Here is a 280-nt window from a genome sequence, read left to right as displayed (position 1 = left end):
CCTACGGGAGGCTGGCCCGGCACTACGGAATCCCCAACGTGTACGGAAGCCGCTTCCGCCGCGTGGAGTTTCCGCCGGAGACGCCGGATAGCGCCCGCCGCGGGGGGCTGCTGCGTCACGGCAGCATCCTCACAGTGACCTCCTACGCCACGCGCACCTCGCCGGTGATTCGCGGCAAGTGGATCCTCGACAATATTCTTGGCGTCCCGCCGCCGCCTCCGCTGCCCAACGTACCGGCGCTCAAGGAGAATGCAAGCGGCCTAAAGGCGATGTCAATGCG

The 280-nt window shown here is 67.1% G+C and carries 1 protein-coding gene; it reads left to right on the top strand.

Going from position 1 to position 280, the window contains the following annotated elements:
• Positions 1–38 precede the first annotated feature (38 nt).
• A partial coding sequence (locus ACTHSL_RS13500; RefSeq protein WP_440381711.1) for a DUF1588 domain-containing protein occupies positions 39–280 on the top strand: 242 nt, incomplete at its 3' end.

Origin of the sequence: Neisseria sp. P0008.S010, from assembly GCF_051962715.1 — a bacterium.
In the GTDB taxonomy this organism is placed as follows: Bacteria; Pseudomonadota; Gammaproteobacteria; order Burkholderiales; family Neisseriaceae; genus Neisseria; species Neisseria elongata.
This window is presented reverse-complemented; position numbering and strand designations above follow the sequence as displayed.